The sequence below is a fragment of the Puniceicoccaceae bacterium genome (assembly GCA_040224245.1).
In the GTDB taxonomy this organism is placed as follows: domain Bacteria; phylum Verrucomicrobiota; class Verrucomicrobiia; order Opitutales; family JAFGAQ01; genus JAKSBQ01.
In genome coordinates this window covers 1-21,420 of record JBEGIR010000035.1, presented here as the reverse complement: position 1 = coordinate 21,420, position 21,420 = coordinate 1, and the positions used below count along the sequence as shown (strand labels likewise).

Here is a 21,420-nt window from a genome sequence, read left to right as displayed (position 1 = left end):
ATGACACAGATTTCAGATCCACTTCCGTCGATCGATTTCACCATGGAGGTGGATTCCGAGAACGGCATTCGCGTCCTGATTCTGGACCCAACCTCGAGTGCCTGGAAGGCATGGGAAACCCAGCTGGATTCCCGTGGCCTGCGGTTGAATGTGGTTTCGGGTGCTGCGATGTTGGATGAAGGTGCGATTGCGCAGGCGGACATTCTCGTGATCAGTGTCGAATTTGAAGCAGATGGTGGTTTTGTGTGCTGTGAGCGGATTCGGGAAGGCAAGGAGAATCCGGAGATTCCAATCATCATGATGAGTTCGTCGCGTTCGCTCGAAGAGCGATCACGGGCCTTTAAGGTCGGCGCGAATGATTTCATGCAGAAACCGTTTCCGCTCGAGGAGTTTTTGGCTCGAGTGCATTCGCATGTGAATACTGCCAAATTGAGGGAGGCACTCCGCAAGTCGAACAATCGATTGGAGACCAAGGTGAAGGAACGCACGCAGGAACTTGAGAGGGCCAATGATGCGCTCAATGTCGCAAACGAGCGATTGAGTTCCATTGGGCGCCTGAAGAGTCGCTTTCTTGATATCATCTCCCACGAACTGCGCACCCCTTTGAACGGGATTCTGGGAGCCATGGATTTGATCAAATCGGAGTGGGTTGAAGAACCGGACGAGGAGTTGGAGGAAATCTATGAGACTTCGAAGTCCCGCCTGTTGAGTCTGATTCAGGACAGCATGTTGCTCGGGCAGATGGAATCCATGGTGGACACAGTCGAGGCGCATTGGATTGATTTGGATGCCATCGTCAATCCGGTGATGGCGGCCATTCCGCACTCACGCAAATCCGATGAATCTCAGAGATTGGGAACTCTCCAGAGTCTGGTTCCCCCGGAGTTGTTTGCACTTGCAATCGAGAAGCTTGGCGAAATGGTGACACGCTTTGCAGCTGCCGGGGAGGTGATTTGGCATTGTGCGGAGCGGGAGCATGAGATGGAAATCCACATTTTCCTGAAGGATGTATCCGTTCCTGAGAGTCTGCTGGATCACTTTTTTGAACCCTTTGAAGTCAGCGAGCATGAGACCATTGCGGGTGATTTGGGACTGCGGCCTGCGCTGGTAGGGGAAATGCTGAAGTTGGCACAAGGTACGATACGCTTGTGCAATGAGGGTTCGAGTGGACTCAAATTTGAAGTATGCCTCCCGAAAAGCCCTGAGCGGTAGCATTTGTCTCAATCGTGTTGGGATCGCAAATGTTCGGGCATCTCCATGGTGTTGCGGTCCCAGCCCTCAATGTCGAGCACTTCATCCAGGCAGCGTTCCATGCGTTCGTGTACTTCTGCAACGGCATCGCGGATGGCGATGTGAGTCTTGGACAAATGATCGTTTGCCTTTTCCAGGCAACCGCTTTCATAGGCCTCTACCCTGCGAAGCTCGAGCAGAAGTTCCGCAACCTGTGCCGGGCACGCACATTGGTAGACCATGGCAGATTCCACAATTTTTTTCACATCGCTGTCGGAAAATCGTTTTTTCATGGCGGCAGGAGATTTTTTGCAGGTTCGACGAAATGGGAGTGTTTCATCAGCGTTCAACGCAACGCAGTCACCACGCTAAAATTCCATGCACGGCGTGTCAAACCTACTCAGATCTGCGGTTTTTGACGGATTGATGCTCATGGGAAAGGGTTCGCTGTGAGAATGTGAACTGGGTTCCTATTTGTCTTCGGTGCGGTCTTCCGGCTCAAGGATGTCAATGCGCAGGTAGTCGGGCAGAGGAATGTGCTGATTCAGATTACAGCGCAGTTTGAGTGGCTGAGCGGTTGCGTCGATTTCCACGAACCCGGCAAGCTTGTAGGTCAGATACATGGTGCGGTTGCGGTCGGTGGGAAGAAAGTCTGCAGCCAGTGCAACACCTGCGGTGTGCGCCCGATTCTGCACCCAGCTGATCAGCGGCGAACCAATGCCGCGTGTCATGACGCGACAGGAGAGCAGCAGCAGCCGGATGCACCACTCTGCAGGATGCTTCTCGATGAGAACCACACCGATCTTGCCATAGGAACCGAATCGGTCATGGAGTGTGAGCACCCAGAGTTCATGGTTCGCATCGTGCAGGAGGGTTCTCAGTTCGTGTGCGCTGAAAGTGATGCCTGTTGTATTGAGCTGGTGGGTACGTTGGGTCAATTCATGAAGGCGATCCAGATCCTGTTCGCTTGCACGGCTGATTTTCAGTTCCATGCTCAGGGAGCGCAGGAAGGCTTCGTGGTTGCCCTGAAAGCAGGCTTCCGCCTGCTGGCGGCGCTGATCGGTTTGATAGCGTTCGCGCCGTTTGCGCGCCTCATCACTGAGGCACGATGGATTGAACTCGGGACGTGCGGCGAGGGTGGGAATGAGGGCGGCATCAAAAACACGAACTTCCGGAAGGTGAAAATGCACCTCCTCCCGTTCGTATGCCTGGTCATCGACAAAGGCGATGGCATCCAGACCGATGTTGAGTGCCTTCGCAATCTGTTGAATGGAGGCGGATTTGTGCTGCCAGTGGATTTGAGGATAAAGAAAAAAGGCATCGAGTCCGAAGGATTGAAGCTGCTGCCAGGCTGCCTGTGAATCATTGCGGCTGGCAATGGACTGCAGGATGCCCCGTCCATCGAGTGTACGGATGAGTGCCTCGCATTCCGGACGCAGCTTGACAGTATCCCCTTCGGCAAGAGTGCCGGACCAAAGTGTGTCGTCGAGATCCCACACCAGGCACTTGATCTCAGAGGACAGCTCAGAAGAGGGAGTGTCGGTGGACATGCTGCGGTATTCCGTTGAGTCAGGACTGCGCCCGCACACGATCCACCATGACGGCCAGAGAGCGCAAGGTTGTCAGGTTTTGGCGCGTCAGTTCGTGATTGGGGATGCGGATGCAGTAAGAAGTTTCGATGGCCAGAATGAGGTTCATCGAGGTAAGGGAGGTTAATTTTCCGGTGTCGAGCAAGGAAAGATCGGGGTCGATGTTGTGTTCCTGAATGAGGTCGCCCAGAAGTTGACTGACGGTGTCAAGTGTGTCGGAGCTGGCAGTCATGGGAGTCAAATGGAATCCGTGCAACGGTGTGAGTATAGTGGCATATTGAGCTGAAACTGCATCAACAACCTGCCTGTTCCTCCATTTTTTTCTGCATGTGTGCGATCAGGTGGTCGTTGAATTCTTTGGCAGAATCGTGCCCGATGAGCTTCAGTGCGTGTACCATGGCAGCGACTTCGACCAGTCGGGCCATATCCCGCCCCGGTCGAACCGGGATCTCCATGTGCGGGATTTTCTGATCAAGGATTTCCAGGAAGTTCTCCTCGAGTCCGGTTCGCTCCTCATCCATGCCCTGTTCCCAGAGGATGAAGGTGATGATCAGATCGATTCGTTTGGACACTCGGACTGCCCGAATACCGAACAGATTGGCGATGTTGATGATACCGATTCCGCGGCATTCCATGTAGCCGCGGTTCAGCTCGGAGCTGGTGCCCACAAGTTCCTGGTCGCGGTAGAGTTTGAGGTAGGTGGTATCGTCGGCGACCAGACTGTGCCCCCGTTCGATCAGGGCGAGTGCGCATTCGCTTTTGCCCACACCGCTCTGGCCGCGAATCATGACACCAATGCCCTTCACATCGATCAGGGTGCCGTGCAGCATGACCTGCGGAGCGAAGACCTCGTCGAGTGCGACGACGGAGTCGGTTGCAAAATCCCTTGAGTTCAGTGACGTCTGGAACAGTGGCACCTTGAACTTCTGTGCGACTTCCCGCATGACCTGCGTGGGGGAAATATTGCGCGCAATGATCATGCAGGGGATTTTGCGAAGTGCCATTTCGGACAGAACGCGGCGCTCTTCCTCATCGCCGATATCGAGCAGGAAGGACATTTCACCTGCGCCAAAGACCTGCACCCGCCCGGCAGCGAAGTTCTTAAAGTATCGGGTGAGCGCCAGCGCCGGACGGTTGAGCGACTTTTCGGTGATGCAGTTGCTCAAACCCTCCTCTCCGGCGATCAGGTCGAGTTTGAGGATGTGGCGGGTTTTTTCGTAGAACTCCCGCACGGTAATTTCCTGGGGAATGACGGGGCGGGCTTCCGGAAGTTTGTTACTCATGAAGGCAAAGGGGGTAAACGGGTTACATTTTGAAGTTTTCGCCGAGATAGTGGCGACGGGTATCGGGGTCGTTGATGAGGAAATCTTTGGAACCTTCTGCGAGAATATTGCCGTCGTAGAGCAGGTAGGCCCGGTCAACAATGCTCAGTGTTTCCCGAACGTTGTGGTCAGTAATCAGTACCCCAATGCCGCGGGAACGCAGATTGGCGATGATTTTCTGAACCTCTGCCACGTTGATGGGATCGACTCCGCTGAATGGTTCATCCATCAGCAGGAACTTGGGCCGGGTAACCAGAGCTCGGGTGATCTCAAGCCGTCGGCGTTCACCCCCACTGAGGGTATAGGCGCGCTGGTTTGCCAGATGAGTTAGACCGATGTCCTCAAGGTGGGATTGCAGACGTTGCTTTCGCTCAGTGGAAGTGAGTTTGAGCGTCTCCAGAATCGCGAGAATGTTTTCTCGAACCGTGAGTTTTGAAAAAACGGAAGGTTCCTGCGGCAGGTAGCCAATGCCAAGTCGTGCCCGGCGGAACATGGGCATCCGGGTGATGATTTGATCATCGAGCGTGATGCTGCCTGCACTGGGTGCGATCAGACCAGTGATCATGTAGAAGGTTGTGGTTTTGCCTGCACCGTTGGGGCCGAGCAATCCGACAACTTCTCCAGAGCGAATGCTCAGATCCACGCCCCGAACAACCTCGCGCTTGCCGTAGCACTTGACCAGTTTCTGACTGCGGATCACCGACGCAGTTGCGGTTACTTCGGATGGTTCAGACATGGATCGGGGTGGAGCTGCTGGTGGGTTCAGGGCTGTGTGTCGGGGTTGGGTTCAGGTTCCTGCTCACCCATCAGAAATTCGATTTTACGAATGTCATTGAGTTCAATGCGATTGCGTTCTCCGGTTTCGGCCGGATCGATCCGGATTTGTCGTTCACCCTGAAGGAAGGTGATGCGATGTCCTGAAACTGTGCCATTGGCATCGATGATGCGGGGATGGTCCTCCAGCACCAGTTTGCGTTCGAGTGGAAAAATCTCAGCGCGGCCTGCGAGGGCCTGGGTTCCCATTTGACGGATGTCCACATTGCCCACTGCCAAAATGTAATCGATCGTTCCCATGTTTGGCGTTTGACTGGAAGTTGCCTCCGTGCCGGACTCGCGCGAACTGTGGACCTCGGCACGGTCACACTGGATGGTCATGGTGTCGCTGGTGATCGTGATCGGTCCTTCGAGGGTGACTTTTTTGGTGGATCCTGCGAAGTCATACACCGCCCGTGTGTATTCGACCACGACTGAGGAGCGCTCGGCATCCGGCTGTTCCGCGTGCAGAGCGATGGGGGCGATGGTCGCCAGCAGGAACCATTGCAGGATCATGATGCAAGATGTTCGTGGAACCATGGTGATCAAAAAATTTCGGTAAGATCGAGTGCGAGTTCCTGATACAAACGAATCGTGCCTTCCCTTTCAATCGTGATTCTCTGGTTTTGCATGTCGAGCGTCCAGGCTCGCCCACGCAGATAAAAATCGGAGTCGTGAACTTCAATGATAGAATCACCGGAGGCCGTGTCATGGGTTAAATCGAAGCGTGCGAAATCCGTGGTGATGCGTGTGCGCAGGGTTTGCTCGGCATCACCGGAGTAAATGGTGAGTTCGGCCTGATTCACTTCAAAGAATCCTGCTGCATCATAGATGCCCTCAGCGCCGCTGAGTGTATAGGCGCGGTAGCTGTTTTCGTTGAATTTGGGCAATCTGAAATTCTTGAGGGCAGAGTGGGGTGTGATCTGGGCAAAAAGTGGGGTCGCAAACAGAATGCTGACCAGGGCAATGGGGGTTCGCATGCAGCATGGAAGACGTAGCACCAGTGTTCGAATGCAACGACGGCAGGCATTCCTCGAAGAGCTTGGTTGCTGCGTTGAGTGTTCAGGCATGGAAGTAGCGGTCGCCGAAGTCTCCGAGTCCGGGAAGAATGTATTTCACGTCGTTGAGCTCCCGGTCCACCTCAGCGGTGACAATGCGCACATCGGGATGGTTTTGATTGATCGCCTGGATGCCTTCGGGTGCGGCAACAATGCAGGCGAGCGTAATTGATGAAGGGGTGGAACGCTCTTTAATGTAATCGAGCGCATGAATGGCGGAACCACCAGTGGCGAGCATGGGATCGAGAACCACGACAGGATTGTCGTTCATGTTGGGAAGTTTCTGGTAGTATGTGCGGGCCTCTGCGGTGAGCTCGTCCCGCTCCAGGCCGATATGACCGACTTTGCTCTCGGGGAATAGATCCTGTGCAACGCGAAGCATGCCCAGCCCTGCCCTGAGAATGGGTACCCAGATCGGCATCTTTGCAATGGTTTTGCTGGGCGTGAGTTCGAGTGGAGTTTGCACGGAAGTTTCGTGGAGGGGCAATGCCTCCGTTGCCGCAAGAATGACCGGAGTCGTGACCAGGTGACAATACTGGCGAAACTGGGCGGTCTGAGTCGACTGGCTCCGCAGGTGATGCATGCTGTGGGCCACGATCGGATGGGAAATCACGCTGACATTCATGATGGAGAAAGTCGCTGGGATTGCTCTTGTTTGCGCTCGAGAATGCGCTTGAAAACATGGTTGATGTCACCCTTGCTGCGTCGAAACGCGCACATGGTCTGCAGCCATTGGTAGACCTGTTCCTGTTGGGTGTCCTTGAGCAGGGGCTGACTCTGGATAACGCGCTCAAAGGCAGTGATGATCTTGCGTGAGATCATGGTGTTGAGGTTCATTGCCTGCTGGATGGATTTCTGCGGGTCGGTGAGCAGTGCGCTCGAGCCAGCCTGTTTGCTGCTTTCGTTGAACTTATAGGAACGCAGGGCATCAACGAGCACAACCTCCGTGCGCGGATAGAAGCTGACCATCAAATTCCAGGGGTGATCCACCTGGTCTCCGCTGGCGCGAAAATCGCTGCGTACAATCACAGATGGAAGATCCGCGAATTTTGCGATCATGAACTCCACCACTGTGCCGGAGTCGAGTTCGGAGCCGTCAAAATGAAACAACGCCAGATCTGCCTCAAGCAGTGCAAGCAAATCCTCATCCCGGATGTCGTGGGGGTGCAGGGAGCGCTGTTCGAGATCCTGGGGAAGTACGGGACGAAAGCGTCCGTCAGAGTTTTTCAGGATTTCGGCAGCGAGGTAGGCATTGCCCATCAGTTGCTTCGCGTCGAATAACTCACCCGCGAAGTAAAAGTCGTAAGTCTGCATGTTGAATAGTTCCAGAGACAGGAAATTTTGCGATTTCAGTGCAGCTTTCGTTATGCGATCATGCTTTGCGGGGGTCAATCACCCTTTTCAGATCGGCATCGGGGCTGAAAGGGGAGCCATCGTGTAGGTATCTTGCGAATTCCCGGGCCATCAGGGGACTCAAGAGTGCCCCTTTGGAGCCAAAACCGTTGAACAGGTGAAGGCGGGGTTCGTCAGGGTGAGTTCCGAGGTAGGGGTAGCGATCACGGGTGCAGGGTCGGATGCCTGCACGGTGTTCGGTAATGGTGAGCGTTGAACTGTCCCCGAGCATGACGTTCAACCCTTGTAACAGAGCAGATTTACCCTGTGGGGTGGGGCGTTCGTTCAGGTGTTCCCATGACCAGGTCGAGCCAGCAATGGTGCGATTGGAATCGATGGGCAATAACCATTTGTGTTTGCTGAAAATCAGATCCGTTGGCAGTTGCAGGCCTTCGAAGGTGAGAATTTCACCCTTGGCATGATTGAAGGGAAGCCATTGAAACCAAGGATTGTCCCTGACGCGGTACCCTTCGCAGAACACGACCTGATCCGTGCTGATGCCATTCCAGCGCAGGCCTTCCGGGGCGACCTCCAGGTCGGTATGGCGGAATTCGCCAGTGCGCAACAGATTTCGATCTCTTGCCCACTGCAGCATGCCCTCGAGAAAATGATCGGTGTCCAGATTGCCGACGCCCAGGATTTCGAAGGAACCCAGATCGTCGTTGAGCGGTGACGGCAGGGAGTGGGGGGCGTAGGTTTTGCCCAGAAACGGTTGATAGGCGTCCTGATGGGTGCGTTTTTCCCAACGCTGCCGCTCTTGCTCGGACTGATAGAGCCGCCGTATGGTTTTGTCGCTAAAACTGCTGCGGCCCGTGAGTGCCTCGATTTCGCGATAGGATGTTCGTGCTTCAGGTAGCAGGGCATCCACGTTCCATGATTTGACGAGACGTTTGCCTGTCACCGGGTTGAGGATGCCAGCCGCAGTGCGCGTGGCATTGTGGACAGGAACATTGTCTACGATCCATGCACTTCGGCCCAGCCGCTGCACCCAATTCCATGCCAGCATGGCTCCGGCGATTCCGTATCCGACGATGAGAAGATCCCTGTGCGTGTGATCGTGCATGTGTGTATTCGACCTAACATGCCGGAATCCACTGCGACAATCTCAAAGCGAGCGATGCCTGGCTAGAAACTTGATACTCAGCGTTCCTCCGGTGTCGAAATTCCATGGTATTCGTTCTGCATGAGGTGTTGGCGCAGCGTCGTCTGTAGCAACACGATGCCGTGTTGGAATTGAACCGAATTGAGTTTTTTTTGGAACCAGAGTCAGATTTGAATCGTTAAATATATTTAAGATTGAGTTTTCCGATTTCGGACGGAAGGCTCTCCATTTTGAATGCTGAACCCACTGTTAATGTGAAGAAGTCTCAAGCAAAACTTTCCAAATCATCCACTTTGAAAAACGAAGAACAGGTAAGGCTGGAGCTGATCAATCTGGCTGTGATGCTGCGCTCTGAAATGATTGGACGCGACGAGTTTGAAACCCGTGCGCGCTCCATGGGTGTGAGCAAGCCGGTTGAGCATATTCTAGAGGATCTTCCGCTGCCACAACTGGGCTAAAGCAGCGCAACCCCGTTGGAATTGCCCGCCTGCTCTGAGGCAAACAAGGCCGTTGTGCCAGCCCCAATGGCAATAAAAAACCGTCTTCAGGGGCACTGAAGACGGTTCAAAAAGGGTGATGGAACGGCAGGCGTTCGTAGACTCTGGCTCAGAAGGCTTCTTCTTCGAGTCCGAGCAGAATGCGTGCAACCTGATCTTCCACCTCTGCGGATGGATAATTGGGGTCGGCAAGCAACTCACGTCCACGTTCAACGACATCCGGACGATTCTCCGGGAGTTCTCGTGCTTGTTGTGCAAGCTGGGCAACCTTCTCGGTATCGGCTTTCACCTCTTCCGGTTTGGGTGGCTGTACTGGAGCCTGCGATTGGGTATCCAGGAAAGGAGTTCTAAGGCTGTCGATTTGTGAGGGATCTATTCCGTCGATATTCATTTGTGATAGTTTCCTGTTAAAAATTAAAACGTTGGCTATGGAGCATCAGAGGAGTTTTTGCTGATGCATTGGTTATCGGTCGATTCCGTGACTTCCTTAAACAATTTTTGACAAAAATTTAAAAATTGTCGTTCAGCGAGTTGGGAGGAAGGGTGAGGATGCAGCGTTCTGCGGCGTAGGCAATGAATCGCGAAGGACTCATCAGGATGCTGTCATGTTGTTTGCTGGTTGGGAATTGTGCCATGTGGCGTTTTTCATAGGCTTCTGCATCCCGGCTGATGTGCTGTGCGCCCGCATCAAAAAGTTCATCAACTGCCCAAAGCACATGCTGATCCTGCAAGGTGATGAGTTTGCCACGCACCCCTACACGAATGGGTTGAAAAGGGTGATAGCTGGTGATGTCGAACAATACCACTGCATCTGCGGCTGTGGTGGTCTGAATGTAGTTGAAGAGGGATTGGTTGAGGATACCTGCAGAACTGAAAGAGCGTTGTCCAAAGCGCCTGGCAAGGTCTTCCCGTGAGATTGAGACCACTTCGAAGAGCTGAGTGGCGGTGAGTTTGGAAAGAAACTGTGCGTCGATTTCGGCTTCGTTGGCAAGACCCGCCGCTGGCGCATGTACCGGAAGCAGGGCGACGCGCTCCACCTCGACGATGGTTTCTTCGTCGAGGTAAAAGTTTCCGGGACGTTTCGGCTGCTCCGCCAGACCCACCTTGCGCGCGAATTGCTGACTGGACTGACAGCCCGCCAACAGGCACAGGCATGCCATGGCAAAGATTGCCGGGCAATGACGGTGATACTCGGATTTCATGGTTTGTGTGCGTGTGTAGCACATTGCGCGCCGAAAATTAAAGTAACGGATAGCGGTTGTGGGTTTAAAGCAAAATTAGCAAGCCACTTACCAGGACTGCATAGCTGAGCAGGATCGCAGCCGTCTGCTTGAGCAGCACCTGAAAGGAGTCGAGTGTTTCGGCCTGACGCAGTTGTTCGGCCAAGCGGAATCCTGCGAGCACGGGTAACGTTGAAAGCAGTAGCAGTGTGTTGCGCTCCTGCCAGGCGATGCATGCGGTGGACAGCGCCGCAGCAGAGAGCGCGGCCCGGTATTGCCAGCGACCGTAGCGCAACCCAAAGCGCACCACCGTCGTGTGCTTTCCGGATGCCCGATCATTGTCGTAGTCGCGGTAGTTGTTGACCAGCAGCAGATTGACGCTCAGGCAACCGACTGCAGTGCCGAGGTGAAATGCGTGCCAGTGGTGATCGCCCGCCTGAACGAAATAGCTGTACATCACTGCCACCCAGCCAAAGAATATGAGAACAAACAGATCTCCAAGGCCGAGGTAGGCGAGTGGGAACGGGCCTCCCGTGTACCATACGGCAAAGAGCATGCTCAACACCCCCACAACGATGAGATGAATACCCCCAAATTGTACGAGTTGCAGCCCCACCACCAGCGCCAGCAGCAGAACTCCTATGGTGGCAAACATCATGGCGCGCGGACTCACCCATCCCTGGGCAACCGCGCGGGCAGGTCCCTTGCGATTGGCATTGTCAGTGCCTTTCTGAAAATCGAAATAATCGTTGGCGTAGTTGGTTGCGATCTGGATCAGCAGGGCAAAACACAGGCACCAAAGGGCGGCATTTGCCTGCAGGGTGTCGTGGTGCTGTGCAAGTGCGGTGGCAACAATGACCGGTGCAATCGCAGCAGGCAGGGTTTTGGGTCGGGCGGCAAGGATCCAGGGTTTGAGACTCATGGCATTACAGGGGGATTTGACAGGCATTCCCGAAGCGCGGCGGTGGCAATTCTGCCAGAATCGGCATCCTGGTGGGATCAAGAACGATCCAGTCCAAGGGATATCAGTTCGTCTCGCTGGGATTCTGTGATTTGGAAAGGATCGACGAGTTGGGCCATGCGGGCAGGAATCTTGCCGATGATGTGCACTCCCGACGGGATTGCCTGTTTGCGTTGGATGGCGCCGACTTCGTGCAGCTGATTGACCACCTCATAGCGGCGGTGGGGAATGACCAGTTCAACGCCAATGGTGTTTTCGGCGAGAATGTTCTCAAGTGCCAGTTGCAGATCGTGCAACCCGATGTTTGCGATGGTACTGGTGAACAGGGCGTCTGGATAGCGAATTTTCAGCAGGTTGAGGCGTTCGGGGTCGCTGACCAGATCCACTTTGTTGAAGACCAGAATGCGTCGGTTCGCTTCTGCGTGCAGTTCCTTGAGTACATCCAGTGTGGTTTGAATGTAGGGTTCGAGTTCCGGCTGGGAAACATCCACCACATGGATCAACAGATCGGAGATGACGGCCTCCTCAAGCGTGGCTTTGAACGCATCCACAAGACGGTGGGGCAACTTGCGCACGAATCCCACAGTGTCGGTCAGAATCAACGTCTGTCCATTGGGGAGCTTCAGGCGTTTGGATGTGGGGTCCAGCGTGGCAAACACCTTGTCCTCCTCAAGAACTTCAGAGTGAGTCAGGTGATTGAGCAGGGAGGATTTGCCTGCATTGGTGTATCCGATCAATGCAGCAGTGGGCAGTGGAATCTTGGTGCGTTTGGCGCGCTGAACCTTACGGTGTTGTACGACCTCGACCAGCTCTTTCTTGAGACGCGAGATTCGGCTGCGCACCATGCGCTGGTCAAGCTGAAGCTGGGTTTCTCCCTCGCCGCGTTGGGTGGCCGCACCGCCGCGTTGGCGGCTGAGGTGGGTCCATGCCCTGCGCAATCGAGGCAGGGAGTATTCCATGCGAGCGAGTTCGACCTGGATTTTTGCTTCACGGGTCAATGCGCGCTGGGCAAAAATATCAATGATGACCTCCTGCCGGTCGATCACGAGGATACCAGTTTCTTTTTCCCAGTTGCGCTGCTGTGCGGGACTGAGTTCTTCATCAAAAATGATGACATCACATTGGTGTGCCTTCGCGAGTTCCATGACTTCCGCGGCCTGTCCGGCCCCGATCAGGTATTTCGGACTTGGTTTGCGCACGCGGATGGCGATGCCATGAACCACGGCGATTCCGACATTGGAAACGAGTTCCTCCAGTTCAGTCATCAAAGATTCGATATCATCGCCCGCTTGTCCGGCGTATTCCACGCCGACCAGCAACGCCCTTTCGACGAGCCTTGGATCCTGTCGCACATCAAACATGGTCAGCGAGGTTCGGTATCGCGGATTTCCCGGGCTTCAACTTCAATGGCATCGCCGCGGTTGCGGATTTTGGATTGCTTCTGTCGGTGCAGGATGGCATTGCGGCGAAAGCGTTGGTAGGAGATCACCAGAAGCGCACCAGACGCGATCATGAGCAGCGGGTGGCGCACTTTGAACGCCAGCACCAGCAGCACGAGGGCCGCAATTCCCATGATCAGGGTTGGGTTGGCTTTGGGTTTGGAAACCATATCACGGTTCAAACACGGGTTGGGTTACTTTGCCAAGCCCCAACGCCGGGAAAATGGGTAATAGATGAAACTGGCACACCCGATGACTTCCTTTTCGGGAACAGGTCCGAAGTAGCGACTGTCTTTGGAATTGGCGGAGTTGTCTCCCATGGCGAAGACCTCGTTGTCCGGCACGGTGAAGGTTTTGCCGGTTGCGAGCAGTCCGAGGTTGCGGTAACCGGGGTACTCGCCCTCACGCAGCGCATTCAGCTCAAACATTTCGGCTCCGGTTGCAGCCTCTCCATCCTGCAACAGGCGGTAGTCGACGACTTCGAGCGTCTGACCCGGTTCGCCGACGAGACGCTTGATGTAGAACTTGTCCTCACCAACAGTGTCCGGATAGCCGGGTCGATCCTGAAAGCTGCGGGTGCGAAAGACAATGGCATCTCCGGATTTTGGGGCGGCGAAGTGATACCAGAAGCGGTTCACAAAAAGGGCATCACCCATGAGGATATCAAACTGCAGCACGGGATCACCCTGCTTGACTTCGATTCCGGTGCTCACGACTGGCGTCCCGTTGATTTGTTCTGAAATCGTTCTGCGACGGCCGAGCAGATCGAAGGTTTCTCCGATGACGCGCTCCATACCGGTAAATTCACCGGGGACCTTGACTGAGTGAGGGTTGTTGCCCACAAAAATCAGGTATTCACGCTGGGTGGTCGGGAAAATCAACCACTTGCGACCCCGAACCGGACGATAGTAGTAACTGCCGGTCATGGGGTTGATGGGAATCTTGATCTCACCAGTGCTCGCTGCTTCCACTGCGTAGTGGGAACCCCCTTGAAGCAGCTTGGTGGTCACCTTCCCGAGCACACCTGGACCCGGTTCGCCGGGAGCATAAATGCGAGGTTCCATGCCTGCATAGGTTGGGTGCATGGAACTGGTGGGAATGACAAAGGGTTGAAAGAAAAAGATGCGAAAGGCGATGATCACGATCGCCACCACCAGGATGGTTTCCACGTTTTCGCTCCAGGAACGCTGGTGCCAGAATGTACCTCCCGTTCGTTTGAGAATCGCCTCCTGCGCCTGAAGACTGGTGCGGATCTCTGCCTCATTTGCCCGCTTGTTTTTGTAGAGGCCCTCCAGGCGACTTGTGCACTCGCGCAGTGTTTCCACATCGGCCAGTGCCAGCACATCCTTGCGGTAGTGGTAAACCTTTTCGCCGAGCCGAATAAACTCGAGTGCCTGTTTCTTGAGCTGTTTGATGGATGAAGTGGCCATGTGTGATTTCGATTGTGGGGCTTGTGCCGGCACAGAATGCAGTCTCAGCCTCCAGCCGTGTTTTTGAGAACATCGACAAAGGCTTCCTGTGGAATAGACACCGAACCGACCTGCTTCATTCGCTTCTTACCCTCTTTTTGTTTCTCGAGCAATTTGCGCTTGCGGCTGATATCGCCTCCATAGCACTTGGCCGTAACATCCTTGCGGTAGGCACTGATGGTTTCGCGGGCTACGATGCGGCCGCCGACGGCTGCCTGAATCGCGATCTTGAACATCTGACGCGGCAGGATTTCCTTGAGTTTTTCACAGAGCATGCGTCCGCGGCTCTCCGCTTTGTCACGGTGCACAATGAGACTGAATGCATCAATGACCTCAGCATTGACGAGAATGTCCATGCGTACGAGATCTGCTTCGGCATGACCGTTCATTTCGTAGTCCATGCTGCCATAGCCACGTGTGATGCTTTTGAGGCGGTCGTTAAAGTCGATGAGGATTTCATTGAGCGGCAGCACGCAAACGATCATGATGCGCGTGGTGTCGAGCGTTTCGGTGTGATCACAGTAGCCCCGTTTTTCCGCAATGAGCGCAAGCAGATCCCCGATGCTTTCATTTGGAGTGTGGATGTGAGCCTTGATCACGGGTTCCTCAATGCGCTCGATCTCAGAGGGATCAGGGAAGTGCAGCGGATTATCGATCTCTTTTATCGTGCCATCGGTCAGTGTAACGCGGTAGATGACGCTCGGATAGGTGGAGATGATGTCGAGATCATACTCGCGCCGCAGACGTTCCTGCACGATTTCCATGTGCAACAATCCGAGAAATCCGCAGCGAAATCCAAAACCAAGGGCGGCGCTGCTCTCCGACTGGTAGGAGAGGGCAGCGTCGTTCAGGCGCAATTTGCCCATGCTGACCGTGAGTTTCTGATAGTCGCTCGTATCAATGGGATAAATACCGCTAAACACCATTGGCCGCACTTCCTTGAATCCCGGCAACATTTCAGTCGCGGGGTTCTGGGAGGAGGTGATGGTATCCCCAATCTGAACATCGGAGACGCTCTTGATATTGGTAACGATGTAGCCGACGTTGCCTTCCGTCAGGATTTTCTCCGGTTTCATTTTGGGAGAAAAGCGACCGACTTCCTTGACCTGAACCTTGGTGCCGTCGCTCATCATGACGACATGATCTCCCGCCTTGATGGTACCGGAAAACACCCGCACAAAACAGATGACGCCTTTGTAGGCATCATAGACAGAGTCAAAGATGGTGGTGCGGGCGTGTGGGTGATCGGCCCAGCGCGGACGCGGGACCCGGCGAATGACGGACTGAATGATTTCCTCGGTGCCTGCACCCGTCTTTCCACTTGCCAGAATCGCTTCTTCCCGGGGAATGGCGAGGATGTCTTCGATCTGCTGCATGACCAGCTCGGGATTGGCACTTGGCAGGTCGATTTTGTTGATCACGGGGATGATTTCGAGTCCCTGTGCGGTGGCGAGGTGGGCATTGGCCACGGTTTGCGCTTCGACACCCTGTGCTGCATCAATCAGAAGCAGTGCACCTTCGCATGCTGCAAGGCTGCGGGATACCTCGTAGGAGAAATCCACGTGCCCCGGGGTGTCAATCAGGTTGAAAAGGTAATCTTCGCCATCGCTGTCACGATAGAGCATCGAGACCGGGTGACTCTTGATTGTGATGCCGCGTTCGCGCTCGAGATCCATCGAGTCCAGCAACTGTTCTTTCATCAGCCGCTGATCCACGGTGCGCGTCAATTCGAGCAGACGGTCAGACAGGGTCGTTTTTCCGTGATCGACGTGGGCAATGATGCAAAAATTACGGATGTTTTTGATGGAGTCCATTAAAGGGATTCAGGGATGTCCGATGCTTCGGCGACGGATACGACCTTCCAATCCCGGTCGGTGCGGCGAATGAGTCCCGCAATCACCTTGCCAACACCACATTCGACAAAGGTTTCAATACCGTTTTCGGCGTGCGCATTGCGCATGCAGTCCTCAAAAAGCACCGACGATACGATTTGTTTCACCAGTGCATCCTTGATGGCATCGGGTTCGGTGACGGCGCATCCGGTGGTATTGGTATAAACCGGGAAGATCGGGGTCTTGAATGTGAATGGCTCCAGAAAACTGCCATACGCATCCGCAGCAGACTGCATGAGGCGGCTGTGGTAGGCTCCGGCAACGTTGAGTTCTTTGATGAGCTTGAATCCCATCGATTTGCCAAGCTCGAGTGCCGTTTTGATGCCCTCAACCTCACCGGAGATCACGATCTGTCCGGGACAGTTCAGATTGGCCATCTGCACCCCGACCTTGTCGCAAAGTTCTTGGGCAAGTTCGCGAGTTCCGCCAATGAGGCTGGCCATCGATCCGCGGGTGGCATCGCAGGCCTGCTGCATGAGTTCTCCGCGTCGCGCCACCAGTTGGAGTCCGGTTTCAAAATCAACAACCTCCGCCGCAGTGAGGGCGGTGAGTTCGCCCAGACTCAGGCCTGTGGCTGCCCGGATGTTGGGCAGTTTTCCCTGCTCCTTCAGGATCGAGAACACTGCAAATCCGTGGACAAAAAGGGCCGGTTGGCAAACGCGGGTTTCAGTCAGCAGTGCGTCGGGACCCTCAAACGATGCGTTGGTCAACGACCATCCAAGGATCTCGTCGGCACGGCGGTAGAGCGTTTGTGCAGTCTCAAACTGATCAAAGAGGGATTTGCCCATGCCAACGGTCTGTGCGCCTTGGCCGGAAAACAGGAGTGCAATACTCATAGCAAAAATTCGGAAAAAACAATGCGGTACAAACTTTGAAGCGCATAAGCAGGGCTCTGGAATGTCAAGAGTGTACTGCAGGTGTCGGATCGAATGAAACGGGCATTTTGCATCTGCATGAGGGGATGCAGCAGCGCCTGGGATTGAGGGTTTGCCCTGCGCCCGTTCCAGTATTGTGAATGGGGCAATGCCCAATTTCTGGAAAACACCAGTGAGCTGTCTCAATCCACGATACCGCCGCCGCTCAGGAAGATGCCCTTGAGATTCATTTCAAGCTTCTGTGGATTGGGAGAGGCCGCCATGGCGTCAGATTTTGCGATCGTTCCAGCATTTACCAGTCGCATGAGATCCTTATTGAAGGAGCGGCTCAGTTCGGCTTCCTGGCTGTCCACGAGGCGGCTGATTTTCTCAAATTCTCCGTCTTCGATGATCTGGCGTGCGAGTGGGTCGACCCAGAAGATTTCGGTGGTGGGTACGCGACCTCCATTGACCGAGGGGATGAGCTTCTGAGTGATGGTTGCACGCAGACTTGCGGCGACCTGGGGACGGATGACTTCCCGGATATTGGTCGGATAGAATTCGAAGAGACGCTGCACGGCCTGTTGGGAGGAGGAGGCGTGCAGGGTGCCAAATACCAGGTGGCCGGTTTCGGCTGCCTTGAGTGCGGTGGTGAAGGTATCACCATCCCTCATTTCCCCGACCAGAATCACATCGGGATCCTGGCGCATCGCGGCGGTGATGCCCATTTCAAAGGATGGGGTATCGATGCCGATCTCGCGCTGGTTGATCACGGATTTGATGTCGGTGTAGGAGTATTCGATTGGGTCCTCAAGCGTGACGATGTGCTTGTCCTTGCGGGAGTTGATGTAGTGGATCATCGCCGCAAGCGTTGTGCTTTTCCCGGAACCGGTAGCTCCACAGATGATCGCAATGCCATTGCTCTGGTCGCAGATGCGCTGAAAGGGTGAGGGATCGAGATTGATGTCTTCGAATGTGGGGATTTTATCTTTGATGTGGCGGATCACCAGACCGGGAAATCCCCTCTGGTAAAAGGCGTTCATGCGGAAACGCCCGACACCCGGCAGCACGTGGGAAAAGTCCACTTGAAAGAACTCTTTCCAGCGCGGTGTAAACTGGGGAGGGATGATGGCGTCGAGCACTTCCATGAGCTGGGGAGCCGTGAATGGGTTCGTATCGACTTCTTTGAGTCGCCCATCAATGCGAAAGATGGGGCAGCGCCCGGTCTTGAGGTGGATGTCGCTGGCTGCGTGCTGAACTGCCAATTTCAGGAGGGAGCTGAATTTTTCAATGGACGTCATCGGAACAATAGGGTTAGCCTTTCGGTTGTTTATGCGTATCCTCGGAGGATTCTGAGACTGACGACCAATGGCTATGGACTCAAAACAATTTTACGGTGTTCACACGGCGCTCATCACTCCCTTTAACCAGGGAAGCGTAGATGTTGCTACGCTTGAGAAACTGGTGCAGATCCAGATTGAAAACGGTGTGGATGGCATTGTATCGGTTGGTACAACCGGTGAATCGCCAACGCTTTCGACCAGGGAGCACATTGAAGTGATCGGCAAGACCGTTGAGTTTGTGAAGGGTCGCATTCCCGTTATTGCTGGCACTGGGGCAAATTCCACCGAAGAAGCACTGGAGCTGACGCGTGAAGCGGAGAAGGTGGGAGCGAATGCATTTCTGCAGGTTGCACCTTATTACAATAAGCCGAGTCAGGAAGGCCTCTACCGCCATTTTGCGAAGGTTGCGGAATCCACAGACAAGCCGATCGTGCTGTATTCGATTCCCGGTCGGTGCGGCATTGAGATTGCGGTGGAGACGGTGATTCGCCTGCATGCGGATTTTCCACACATCTGCGTGCTCAAGGAATCCGGCGGGTCCTGCGACCGGGTGAGTCGCATCTGCTCGGCGATGGAGGGCAAGGATTTTGCTGTGCTCAGTGGTGAGGACAATCTCATCCTGCCCTACATGTCGGTGGGCGCGAAGGGAGTGATCTGCACGACCTCCAATGTGATCGCCAGAGAAATGGTCAAGATGGTAACGCTAGCGTTGAACAATGACTTTGCAGGTGCCTATCGCTTACACTCGACCTACTTCCCCCTGTTTCAGAATCTGTTTATCGAGCCGAATCCGGTGCCCGCAAAATATGCGCTGCAGAAGTTGAAGGTCATTCCTTCCGCAGAAGTGCGCTTGCCGCTGTGCGAAATGAGCACGGCGAATCAGAAAGTCCTGGATGCGACGCTCGCAACTGTTGGCTTGACTGGGAAAAAGGCGTGAGAATAAAGCGACTGTCAACTCCTTAAGCGGTGAATGGGACGGGCAACAACATTGTCCACGCATGCGTGCATCGCTGAGTTTTTGATATCCCATGAGGCATGGGAATGAAGTGTTGGGCGTTCTGGCAGCAGTTGGATTTTCTCTTTTTTCGTGGTCAAGCGATTAGGTCCATGGATCCAGAATCGATGCTCCAACTTCCATGAAGTCTTTCGTATTCCTCGTTACGACTGTCGCACGAACCTTAGAACACGTCGTAGATGAAAGGGTCGATGGAAGGCAGTTCCTGTCCGACATTGTCAGGTTCGAAGAGTTCGGAAGGCAAATCGACCTCCATTGAGGCGGCGATGATGTCAATGCGTGTTTTGTCTCCGCGATCTCCGCTCTCCCGGTAATCGAGGGTTTTGGGGATATAGGTATCGCCCGTCTTCTTGAACGCGATCAGTTCCATCGATTTGAGGGGATTTCCATCTGCGCCCAGATAGGTTGCCTTGAGGACCGCCCGAAACTCGTCGTCCAGCTCTACTTCCACCGTTTGGATGGGGAAATCACTGTTGGGGCTGTGCAGGCGGAAGGATTGGGTGGGGCGTGCCTTGACCTGCTCTGGTCCGCGATACTCAAAACGATTCCAGTAGAAATACGGTACCAGTAAATCGAAGGGAGTCAGGCTGATGCCCTCGAGCACGGGGGCATCGAGTTGAGTCATCTTCGGGAGAGAGGTGCTCGGCGAGTCGGTGTCGGTCTGCGAGGTTGGCAGTGAAGTCGGGTCTTCATTTTGAGCAGAATGCTGCGCTGGGATTTGCTCCGGTTGTGCCACCCAGGCGTGGGGCTGTGGACCCCGCACCAGCAGCAGGTCCCGAAGGGTGAGGGACTGCCGGGGTTGTTCGGGGTCGCGCTGCTGGATCACGATGCGCTCGCGCTGCTCACCGGTCAGCGGGTCGATCTGCCCATATAGGGTTCCATGATAGCTGAAGCTGCGCGCCCGGTAAGGGTAGTGTTTGATCTGAAAGCGGAATACATAGCTCTCGGCAAATGAGCTGGTCCGCATGGCGTAAAGGTATTCGATCGCCTGGGTTTCGCTGAGGCGGTCAGCGCGAATCAGCTGCTCGTGTGTGCGCTGGGATTGGGCGGATGCGGTGAAGCTTCCGGCAGTCAGAAACGCCAGGCTCCAGCAGACCGGGCGCAGGCATCGGGTGAGGGCGTGTTTCGCATTCATCATCACATGGACGGTTGCGGTCGGTTGATCATTCGAAATAGGGCAAGCATGGAGAAGAAAAAACCGCATTCCCTGGGGAATACGGTTCTGAAAAGGACTTTGGTTTGTGCGGGAATTGCAAGCTTGCTCCTGAGATCACTCGCTGGGGGGTTGTGTCCCATCCAGCAATTCATCCAGGGAGGCCGCTTCCGCCTCATCGACTGCAGCGTCGGGCTGTTCTGCAGGTTCCGTCACAACGGCTTCCGGTTCGGGGGCATCTTCTTCAATGCTGCTGACCAGAGCACCGAGATTGTCACCGTCCTGTGAGCGCTGGGTGGCCGGGCCGGACATTGCGAGATTGCCAAGGTAAAGTGCAAAGGAGAGCACAAAAAAACCGATGATCGCGAACACCGTGGTTTTGGTGAGCACGTTGGCGGCGTTTCCTCCAAATGCTTGCTCCGCTGCACCCCCACCGAGGGCGGAACCCATGCCAGCGTTTGCACTGGGTTTCTGCATCAGGATGATAAGCACCACAAATGCACTGAGCAACAAGAGCAAAGCCGTGAAAACTACGATGATAATCGACATGGTTGAATAGCTAAAAAGGGAATAGAGAAACGCGATTGGCCAAGCCTGTCAATGCCTAAGCAGTAGAGTTGCCGCGCAGAAATCGACTAGAGGCTTTTGACTCCGATTTTGTCAAGAATGCGCTGCAGGTCGTCAAGTCCATGGTAGTGAATGACCAGCTGCCCCTTGTTTTTGTTGTGTTTGAGCTGGGTTTCCGCACTGAGTATCTGCGACACCTTTTTTTCAAGATCCCGGATCGCACTCGACTCGGCGCTGGTCGCTGCCGTTCGGCTGGTGGATGAAGTGCTGCTTGCTGCGGGATTTGCCTTGAAGCGCTTGATCTGCTTTTCAGCTTCGCGTACGCTCCAGCCCTGTTCAATGATGCGCCGTGCAAAGCTCTGCTGTTCCTCGCTGTTATCGAGTCCGAGGATGACCTTGGCATGCCCGGTGGAGAGGATGTTTTTGGATACGTAGCCCTGCACATCGGCACTCAGGCGCAGCAGACGCAGTGCATTGGTGACGGCTACCCGACTCTTGCCAAGC

General features: G+C 54.6%; 25 protein-coding genes. 3 read left to right on the top strand and 22 right to left on the bottom strand.

What is annotated here, in order from left to right:
* Window positions 1–1,212, top strand: coding sequence for a response regulator (locus ABQ298_06170; protein MEQ9823951.1), 1,212 nt, complete (start codon window positions 1–3; stop codon window positions 1,210–1,212).
* 8 nt (window positions 1,213–1,220) lie between these two features.
* Here the strand turns inward: ABQ298_06170 and ABQ298_06165 are convergent, their stop codons facing one another.
* The 10 genes from ABQ298_06165 to ABQ298_06120 form a co-directional block, all read right to left on the bottom strand.
* Window positions 1,221–1,523: a hypothetical protein gene (locus ABQ298_06165; protein ID MEQ9823950.1), complete on the bottom strand. Its 303-nt coding sequence runs from the start codon at window positions 1,521–1,523 to the stop codon at window positions 1,221–1,223.
* Between the two features lie 177 nt (window positions 1,524–1,700).
* Window positions 1,701–2,780, bottom strand: a complete 1,080-nt coding sequence (locus tag ABQ298_06160) for an HAD-IIIC family phosphatase (GenBank protein ID MEQ9823949.1) — start codon at window positions 2,778–2,780, stop codon at window positions 1,701–1,703.
* Between the two features lie 19 nt (window positions 2,781–2,799).
* On the bottom strand, window positions 2,800–3,051 hold the full coding sequence (locus tag ABQ298_06155; protein ID MEQ9823948.1) for a phosphopantetheine-binding protein: 252 nt from the start codon (window positions 3,049–3,051) through the stop codon (window positions 2,800–2,802).
* Window positions 3,052–3,112: 61 nt separating this feature from the next.
* Complete coding sequence (gene hprK / locus ABQ298_06150) at window positions 3,113–4,102, bottom strand: HPr(Ser) kinase/phosphatase (GenBank protein ID MEQ9823947.1); 990 nt, start codon at window positions 4,100–4,102, stop codon at window positions 3,113–3,115.
* Between the two features lie 22 nt (window positions 4,103–4,124).
* Window positions 4,125–4,877: an LPS export ABC transporter ATP-binding protein gene (gene lptB, locus ABQ298_06145; protein MEQ9823946.1), complete on the bottom strand. Its 753-nt coding sequence runs from the start codon at window positions 4,875–4,877 to the stop codon at window positions 4,125–4,127.
* 26 nt (window positions 4,878–4,903) lie between these two features.
* On the bottom strand, window positions 4,904–5,470 hold the full coding sequence (locus ABQ298_06140) for an LptA/OstA family protein (protein MEQ9823945.1): 567 nt from the start codon (window positions 5,468–5,470) through the stop codon (window positions 4,904–4,906).
* 29 nt (window positions 5,471–5,499) lie between these two features.
* On the bottom strand, window positions 5,500–5,934 hold the full coding sequence (locus tag ABQ298_06135) for a hypothetical protein (protein MEQ9823944.1): 435 nt from the start codon (window positions 5,932–5,934) through the stop codon (window positions 5,500–5,502).
* Between the two features lie 82 nt (window positions 5,935–6,016).
* Window positions 6,017–6,637, bottom strand: a complete 621-nt coding sequence (upp, locus tag ABQ298_06130; GenBank protein MEQ9823943.1) for a uracil phosphoribosyltransferase — start codon at window positions 6,635–6,637, stop codon at window positions 6,017–6,019.
* Entirely contained in the window at window positions 6,634–7,326 is a 693-nt protein-coding gene (locus ABQ298_06125; protein MEQ9823942.1) for a nucleoside 2-deoxyribosyltransferase, read from the bottom strand. Before ABQ298_06125 ends, upp begins: the two co-directional genes overlap by 4 nt.
* 58 nt (window positions 7,327–7,384) lie before the next feature.
* Entirely contained in the window at window positions 7,385–8,467 is a 1,083-nt protein-coding gene (locus ABQ298_06120) for an FAD-binding oxidoreductase (GenBank protein ID MEQ9823941.1), read from the bottom strand.
* Between the two features lie 332 nt (window positions 8,468–8,799).
* Between ABQ298_06120 and ABQ298_06115 the strand changes: the two genes are divergently transcribed.
* Window positions 8,800–8,964 carry a hypothetical protein gene (locus ABQ298_06115; protein ID MEQ9823940.1) on the top strand — a complete coding sequence of 55 codons (165 nt, stop codon included), beginning with the start codon at window positions 8,800–8,802 and terminating at the stop codon, window positions 8,962–8,964.
* Window positions 8,965–9,112: 148 nt separating this feature from the next.
* Here the strand turns inward: ABQ298_06115 and ABQ298_06110 are convergent, their stop codons facing one another.
* The 9 genes from ABQ298_06110 to ABQ298_06070 all read right to left on the bottom strand — a co-directional run bounded on the left by ABQ298_06110 (window position 9,113) and on the right by ABQ298_06070 (window position 18,139).
* Window positions 9,113–9,394: a hypothetical protein gene (locus ABQ298_06110; protein ID MEQ9823939.1), complete on the bottom strand. Its 282-nt coding sequence runs from the start codon at window positions 9,392–9,394 to the stop codon at window positions 9,113–9,115.
* A 118-nt stretch (window positions 9,395–9,512) separates the two neighbouring features.
* Window positions 9,513–10,205 (bottom strand): hypothetical protein, encoded by a 693-nt coding sequence (locus ABQ298_06105; protein MEQ9823938.1) that lies wholly within the window; start codon window positions 10,203–10,205, stop codon window positions 9,513–9,515.
* A gap of 64 nt (window positions 10,206–10,269) precedes the next feature.
* Window positions 10,270–11,145, bottom strand: a complete 876-nt coding sequence (locus tag ABQ298_06100; protein ID MEQ9823937.1) for a 1,4-dihydroxy-2-naphthoate polyprenyltransferase — start codon at window positions 11,143–11,145, stop codon at window positions 10,270–10,272.
* A gap of 77 nt (window positions 11,146–11,222) precedes the next feature.
* Window positions 11,223–12,545, bottom strand: coding sequence for a GTPase HflX (hflX, locus tag ABQ298_06095; protein ID MEQ9823936.1), 1,323 nt, complete (start codon window positions 12,543–12,545; stop codon window positions 11,223–11,225).
* Between the two features lie 2 nt (window positions 12,546–12,547).
* On the bottom strand, window positions 12,548–12,793 hold the full coding sequence (locus ABQ298_06090) for a hypothetical protein (protein ID MEQ9823935.1): 246 nt from the start codon (window positions 12,791–12,793) through the stop codon (window positions 12,548–12,550).
* A 24-nt stretch (window positions 12,794–12,817) separates the two neighbouring features.
* The gene (gene lepB / locus ABQ298_06085) at window positions 12,818–14,053 is read right to left on the bottom strand and encodes a signal peptidase I (GenBank protein ID MEQ9823934.1); all 1,236 of its coding nucleotides are present in this window, start codon (window positions 14,051–14,053) and stop codon (window positions 12,818–12,820) included.
* A gap of 44 nt (window positions 14,054–14,097) precedes the next feature.
* Entirely contained in the window at window positions 14,098–15,906 is a 1,809-nt protein-coding gene (lepA, locus tag ABQ298_06080; protein ID MEQ9823933.1) for a translation elongation factor 4, read from the bottom strand.
* Window positions 15,906–16,820: an ACP S-malonyltransferase gene (gene fabD, locus ABQ298_06075; GenBank protein ID MEQ9823932.1), complete on the bottom strand. Its 915-nt coding sequence runs from the start codon at window positions 16,818–16,820 to the stop codon at window positions 15,906–15,908. The genes lepA and fabD overlap by 1 nt, the downstream gene beginning before the upstream one ends.
* 221 nt (window positions 16,821–17,041) lie before the next feature.
* Entirely contained in the window at window positions 17,042–18,139 is a 1,098-nt protein-coding gene (locus ABQ298_06070; GenBank protein ID MEQ9823931.1) for a PilT/PilU family type 4a pilus ATPase, read from the bottom strand.
* A 73-nt stretch (window positions 18,140–18,212) separates the two neighbouring features.
* Between ABQ298_06070 and dapA the strand changes: the two genes are divergently transcribed.
* Window positions 18,213–19,118, top strand: coding sequence for a 4-hydroxy-tetrahydrodipicolinate synthase (gene dapA, locus ABQ298_06065; GenBank protein ID MEQ9823930.1), 906 nt, complete (start codon window positions 18,213–18,215; stop codon window positions 19,116–19,118).
* Window positions 19,119–19,359: 241 nt separating this feature from the next.
* Here the strand turns inward: dapA and ABQ298_06060 are convergent, their stop codons facing one another.
* From ABQ298_06060 to ABQ298_06050, 3 genes are all read right to left on the bottom strand, one after another.
* Window positions 19,360–20,334, bottom strand: coding sequence for a hypothetical protein (locus ABQ298_06060; protein ID MEQ9823929.1), 975 nt, complete (start codon window positions 20,332–20,334; stop codon window positions 19,360–19,362).
* Between the two features lie 132 nt (window positions 20,335–20,466).
* The gene (gene secG, locus ABQ298_06055) at window positions 20,467–20,898 is read right to left on the bottom strand and encodes a preprotein translocase subunit SecG (protein MEQ9823928.1); all 432 of its coding nucleotides are present in this window, start codon (window positions 20,896–20,898) and stop codon (window positions 20,467–20,469) included.
* Window positions 20,899–20,984: 86 nt separating this feature from the next.
* Window positions 20,985–21,420, bottom strand: a 436-nt coding sequence (locus tag ABQ298_06050; protein MEQ9823927.1) for a chromosome partitioning protein ParB, incomplete at its 5' end; no start/stop codon positions are given.

What these genes read in the sequence shown, in the direction of transcription:
- ABQ298_06070 (MEQ9823931.1), bottom strand. Translation starts at nt 18,139, where the DNA reads ATGACGTCCATTGAAAAATTCAGCTCCCTCCTGAAATTGGCAGTTCAG.
- ABQ298_06170 (MEQ9823951.1), top strand. Translation starts at nt 1, where the DNA reads ATGACACAGATTTCAGATCCACTTCCGTCGATCGATTTCACCATGGAG.
- ABQ298_06135 (MEQ9823944.1), bottom strand. Translation starts at nt 5,934, where the DNA reads ATGCGAACCCCCATTGCCCTGGTCAGCATTCTGTTTGCGACCCCACTT.
- ABQ298_06060 (MEQ9823929.1), bottom strand. Translation starts at nt 20,334, where the DNA reads ATGATGAATGCGAAACACGCCCTCACCCGATGCCTGCGCCCGGTCTGC.
- fabD (MEQ9823932.1), bottom strand. Translation starts at nt 16,820, where the DNA reads ATGAGTATTGCACTCCTGTTTTCCGGCCAAGGCGCACAGACCGTTGGC.
- lepB (MEQ9823934.1), bottom strand. Translation starts at nt 14,053, where the DNA reads ATGGCCACTTCATCCATCAAACAGCTCAAGAAACAGGCACTCGAGTTT.
- lepA (MEQ9823933.1), bottom strand. Translation starts at nt 15,906, where the DNA reads ATGGACTCCATCAAAAACATCCGTAATTTTTGCATCATTGCCCACGTC.
- hprK (MEQ9823947.1), bottom strand. Translation starts at nt 4,102, where the DNA reads ATGAGTAACAAACTTCCGGAAGCCCGCCCCGTCATTCCCCAGGAAATT.
- hflX (MEQ9823936.1), bottom strand. Translation starts at nt 12,545, where the DNA reads ATGTTTGATGTGCGACAGGATCCAAGGCTCGTCGAAAGGGCGTTGCTG.
- ABQ298_06110 (MEQ9823939.1), bottom strand. Translation starts at nt 9,394, where the DNA reads ATGAATATCGACGGAATAGATCCCTCACAAATCGACAGCCTTAGAACT.
- ABQ298_06165 (MEQ9823950.1), bottom strand. Translation starts at nt 1,523, where the DNA reads ATGAAAAAACGATTTTCCGACAGCGATGTGAAAAAAATTGTGGAATCT.
- ABQ298_06105 (MEQ9823938.1), bottom strand. Translation starts at nt 10,205, where the DNA reads ATGAAATCCGAGTATCACCGTCATTGCCCGGCAATCTTTGCCATGGCA.
- ABQ298_06160 (MEQ9823949.1), bottom strand. Translation starts at nt 2,780, where the DNA reads ATGTCCACCGACACTCCCTCTTCTGAGCTGTCCTCTGAGATCAAGTGC.
- ABQ298_06090 (MEQ9823935.1), bottom strand. Translation starts at nt 12,793, where the DNA reads ATGGTTTCCAAACCCAAAGCCAACCCAACCCTGATCATGGGAATTGCG.
- ABQ298_06125 (MEQ9823942.1), bottom strand. Translation starts at nt 7,326, where the DNA reads ATGCAGACTTACGACTTTTACTTCGCGGGTGAGTTATTCGACGCGAAG.
- ABQ298_06155 (MEQ9823948.1), bottom strand. Translation starts at nt 3,051, where the DNA reads ATGACTGCCAGCTCCGACACACTTGACACCGTCAGTCAACTTCTGGGC.
- upp (MEQ9823943.1), bottom strand. Translation starts at nt 6,637, where the DNA reads ATGAATGTCAGCGTGATTTCCCATCCGATCGTGGCCCACAGCATGCAT.
- ABQ298_06100 (MEQ9823937.1), bottom strand. Translation starts at nt 11,145, where the DNA reads ATGAGTCTCAAACCCTGGATCCTTGCCGCCCGACCCAAAACCCTGCCT.
- secG (MEQ9823928.1), bottom strand. Translation starts at nt 20,898, where the DNA reads ATGTCGATTATCATCGTAGTTTTCACGGCTTTGCTCTTGTTGCTCAGT.
- ABQ298_06120 (MEQ9823941.1), bottom strand. Translation starts at nt 8,467, where the DNA reads ATGCACGATCACACGCACAGGGATCTTCTCATCGTCGGATACGGAATC.
- dapA (MEQ9823930.1), top strand. Translation starts at nt 18,213, where the DNA reads ATGGACTCAAAACAATTTTACGGTGTTCACACGGCGCTCATCACTCCC.
- lptB (MEQ9823946.1), bottom strand. Translation starts at nt 4,877, where the DNA reads ATGTCTGAACCATCCGAAGTAACCGCAACTGCGTCGGTGATCCGCAGT.
- ABQ298_06140 (MEQ9823945.1), bottom strand. Translation starts at nt 5,470, where the DNA reads ATGATCCTGCAATGGTTCCTGCTGGCGACCATCGCCCCCATCGCTCTG.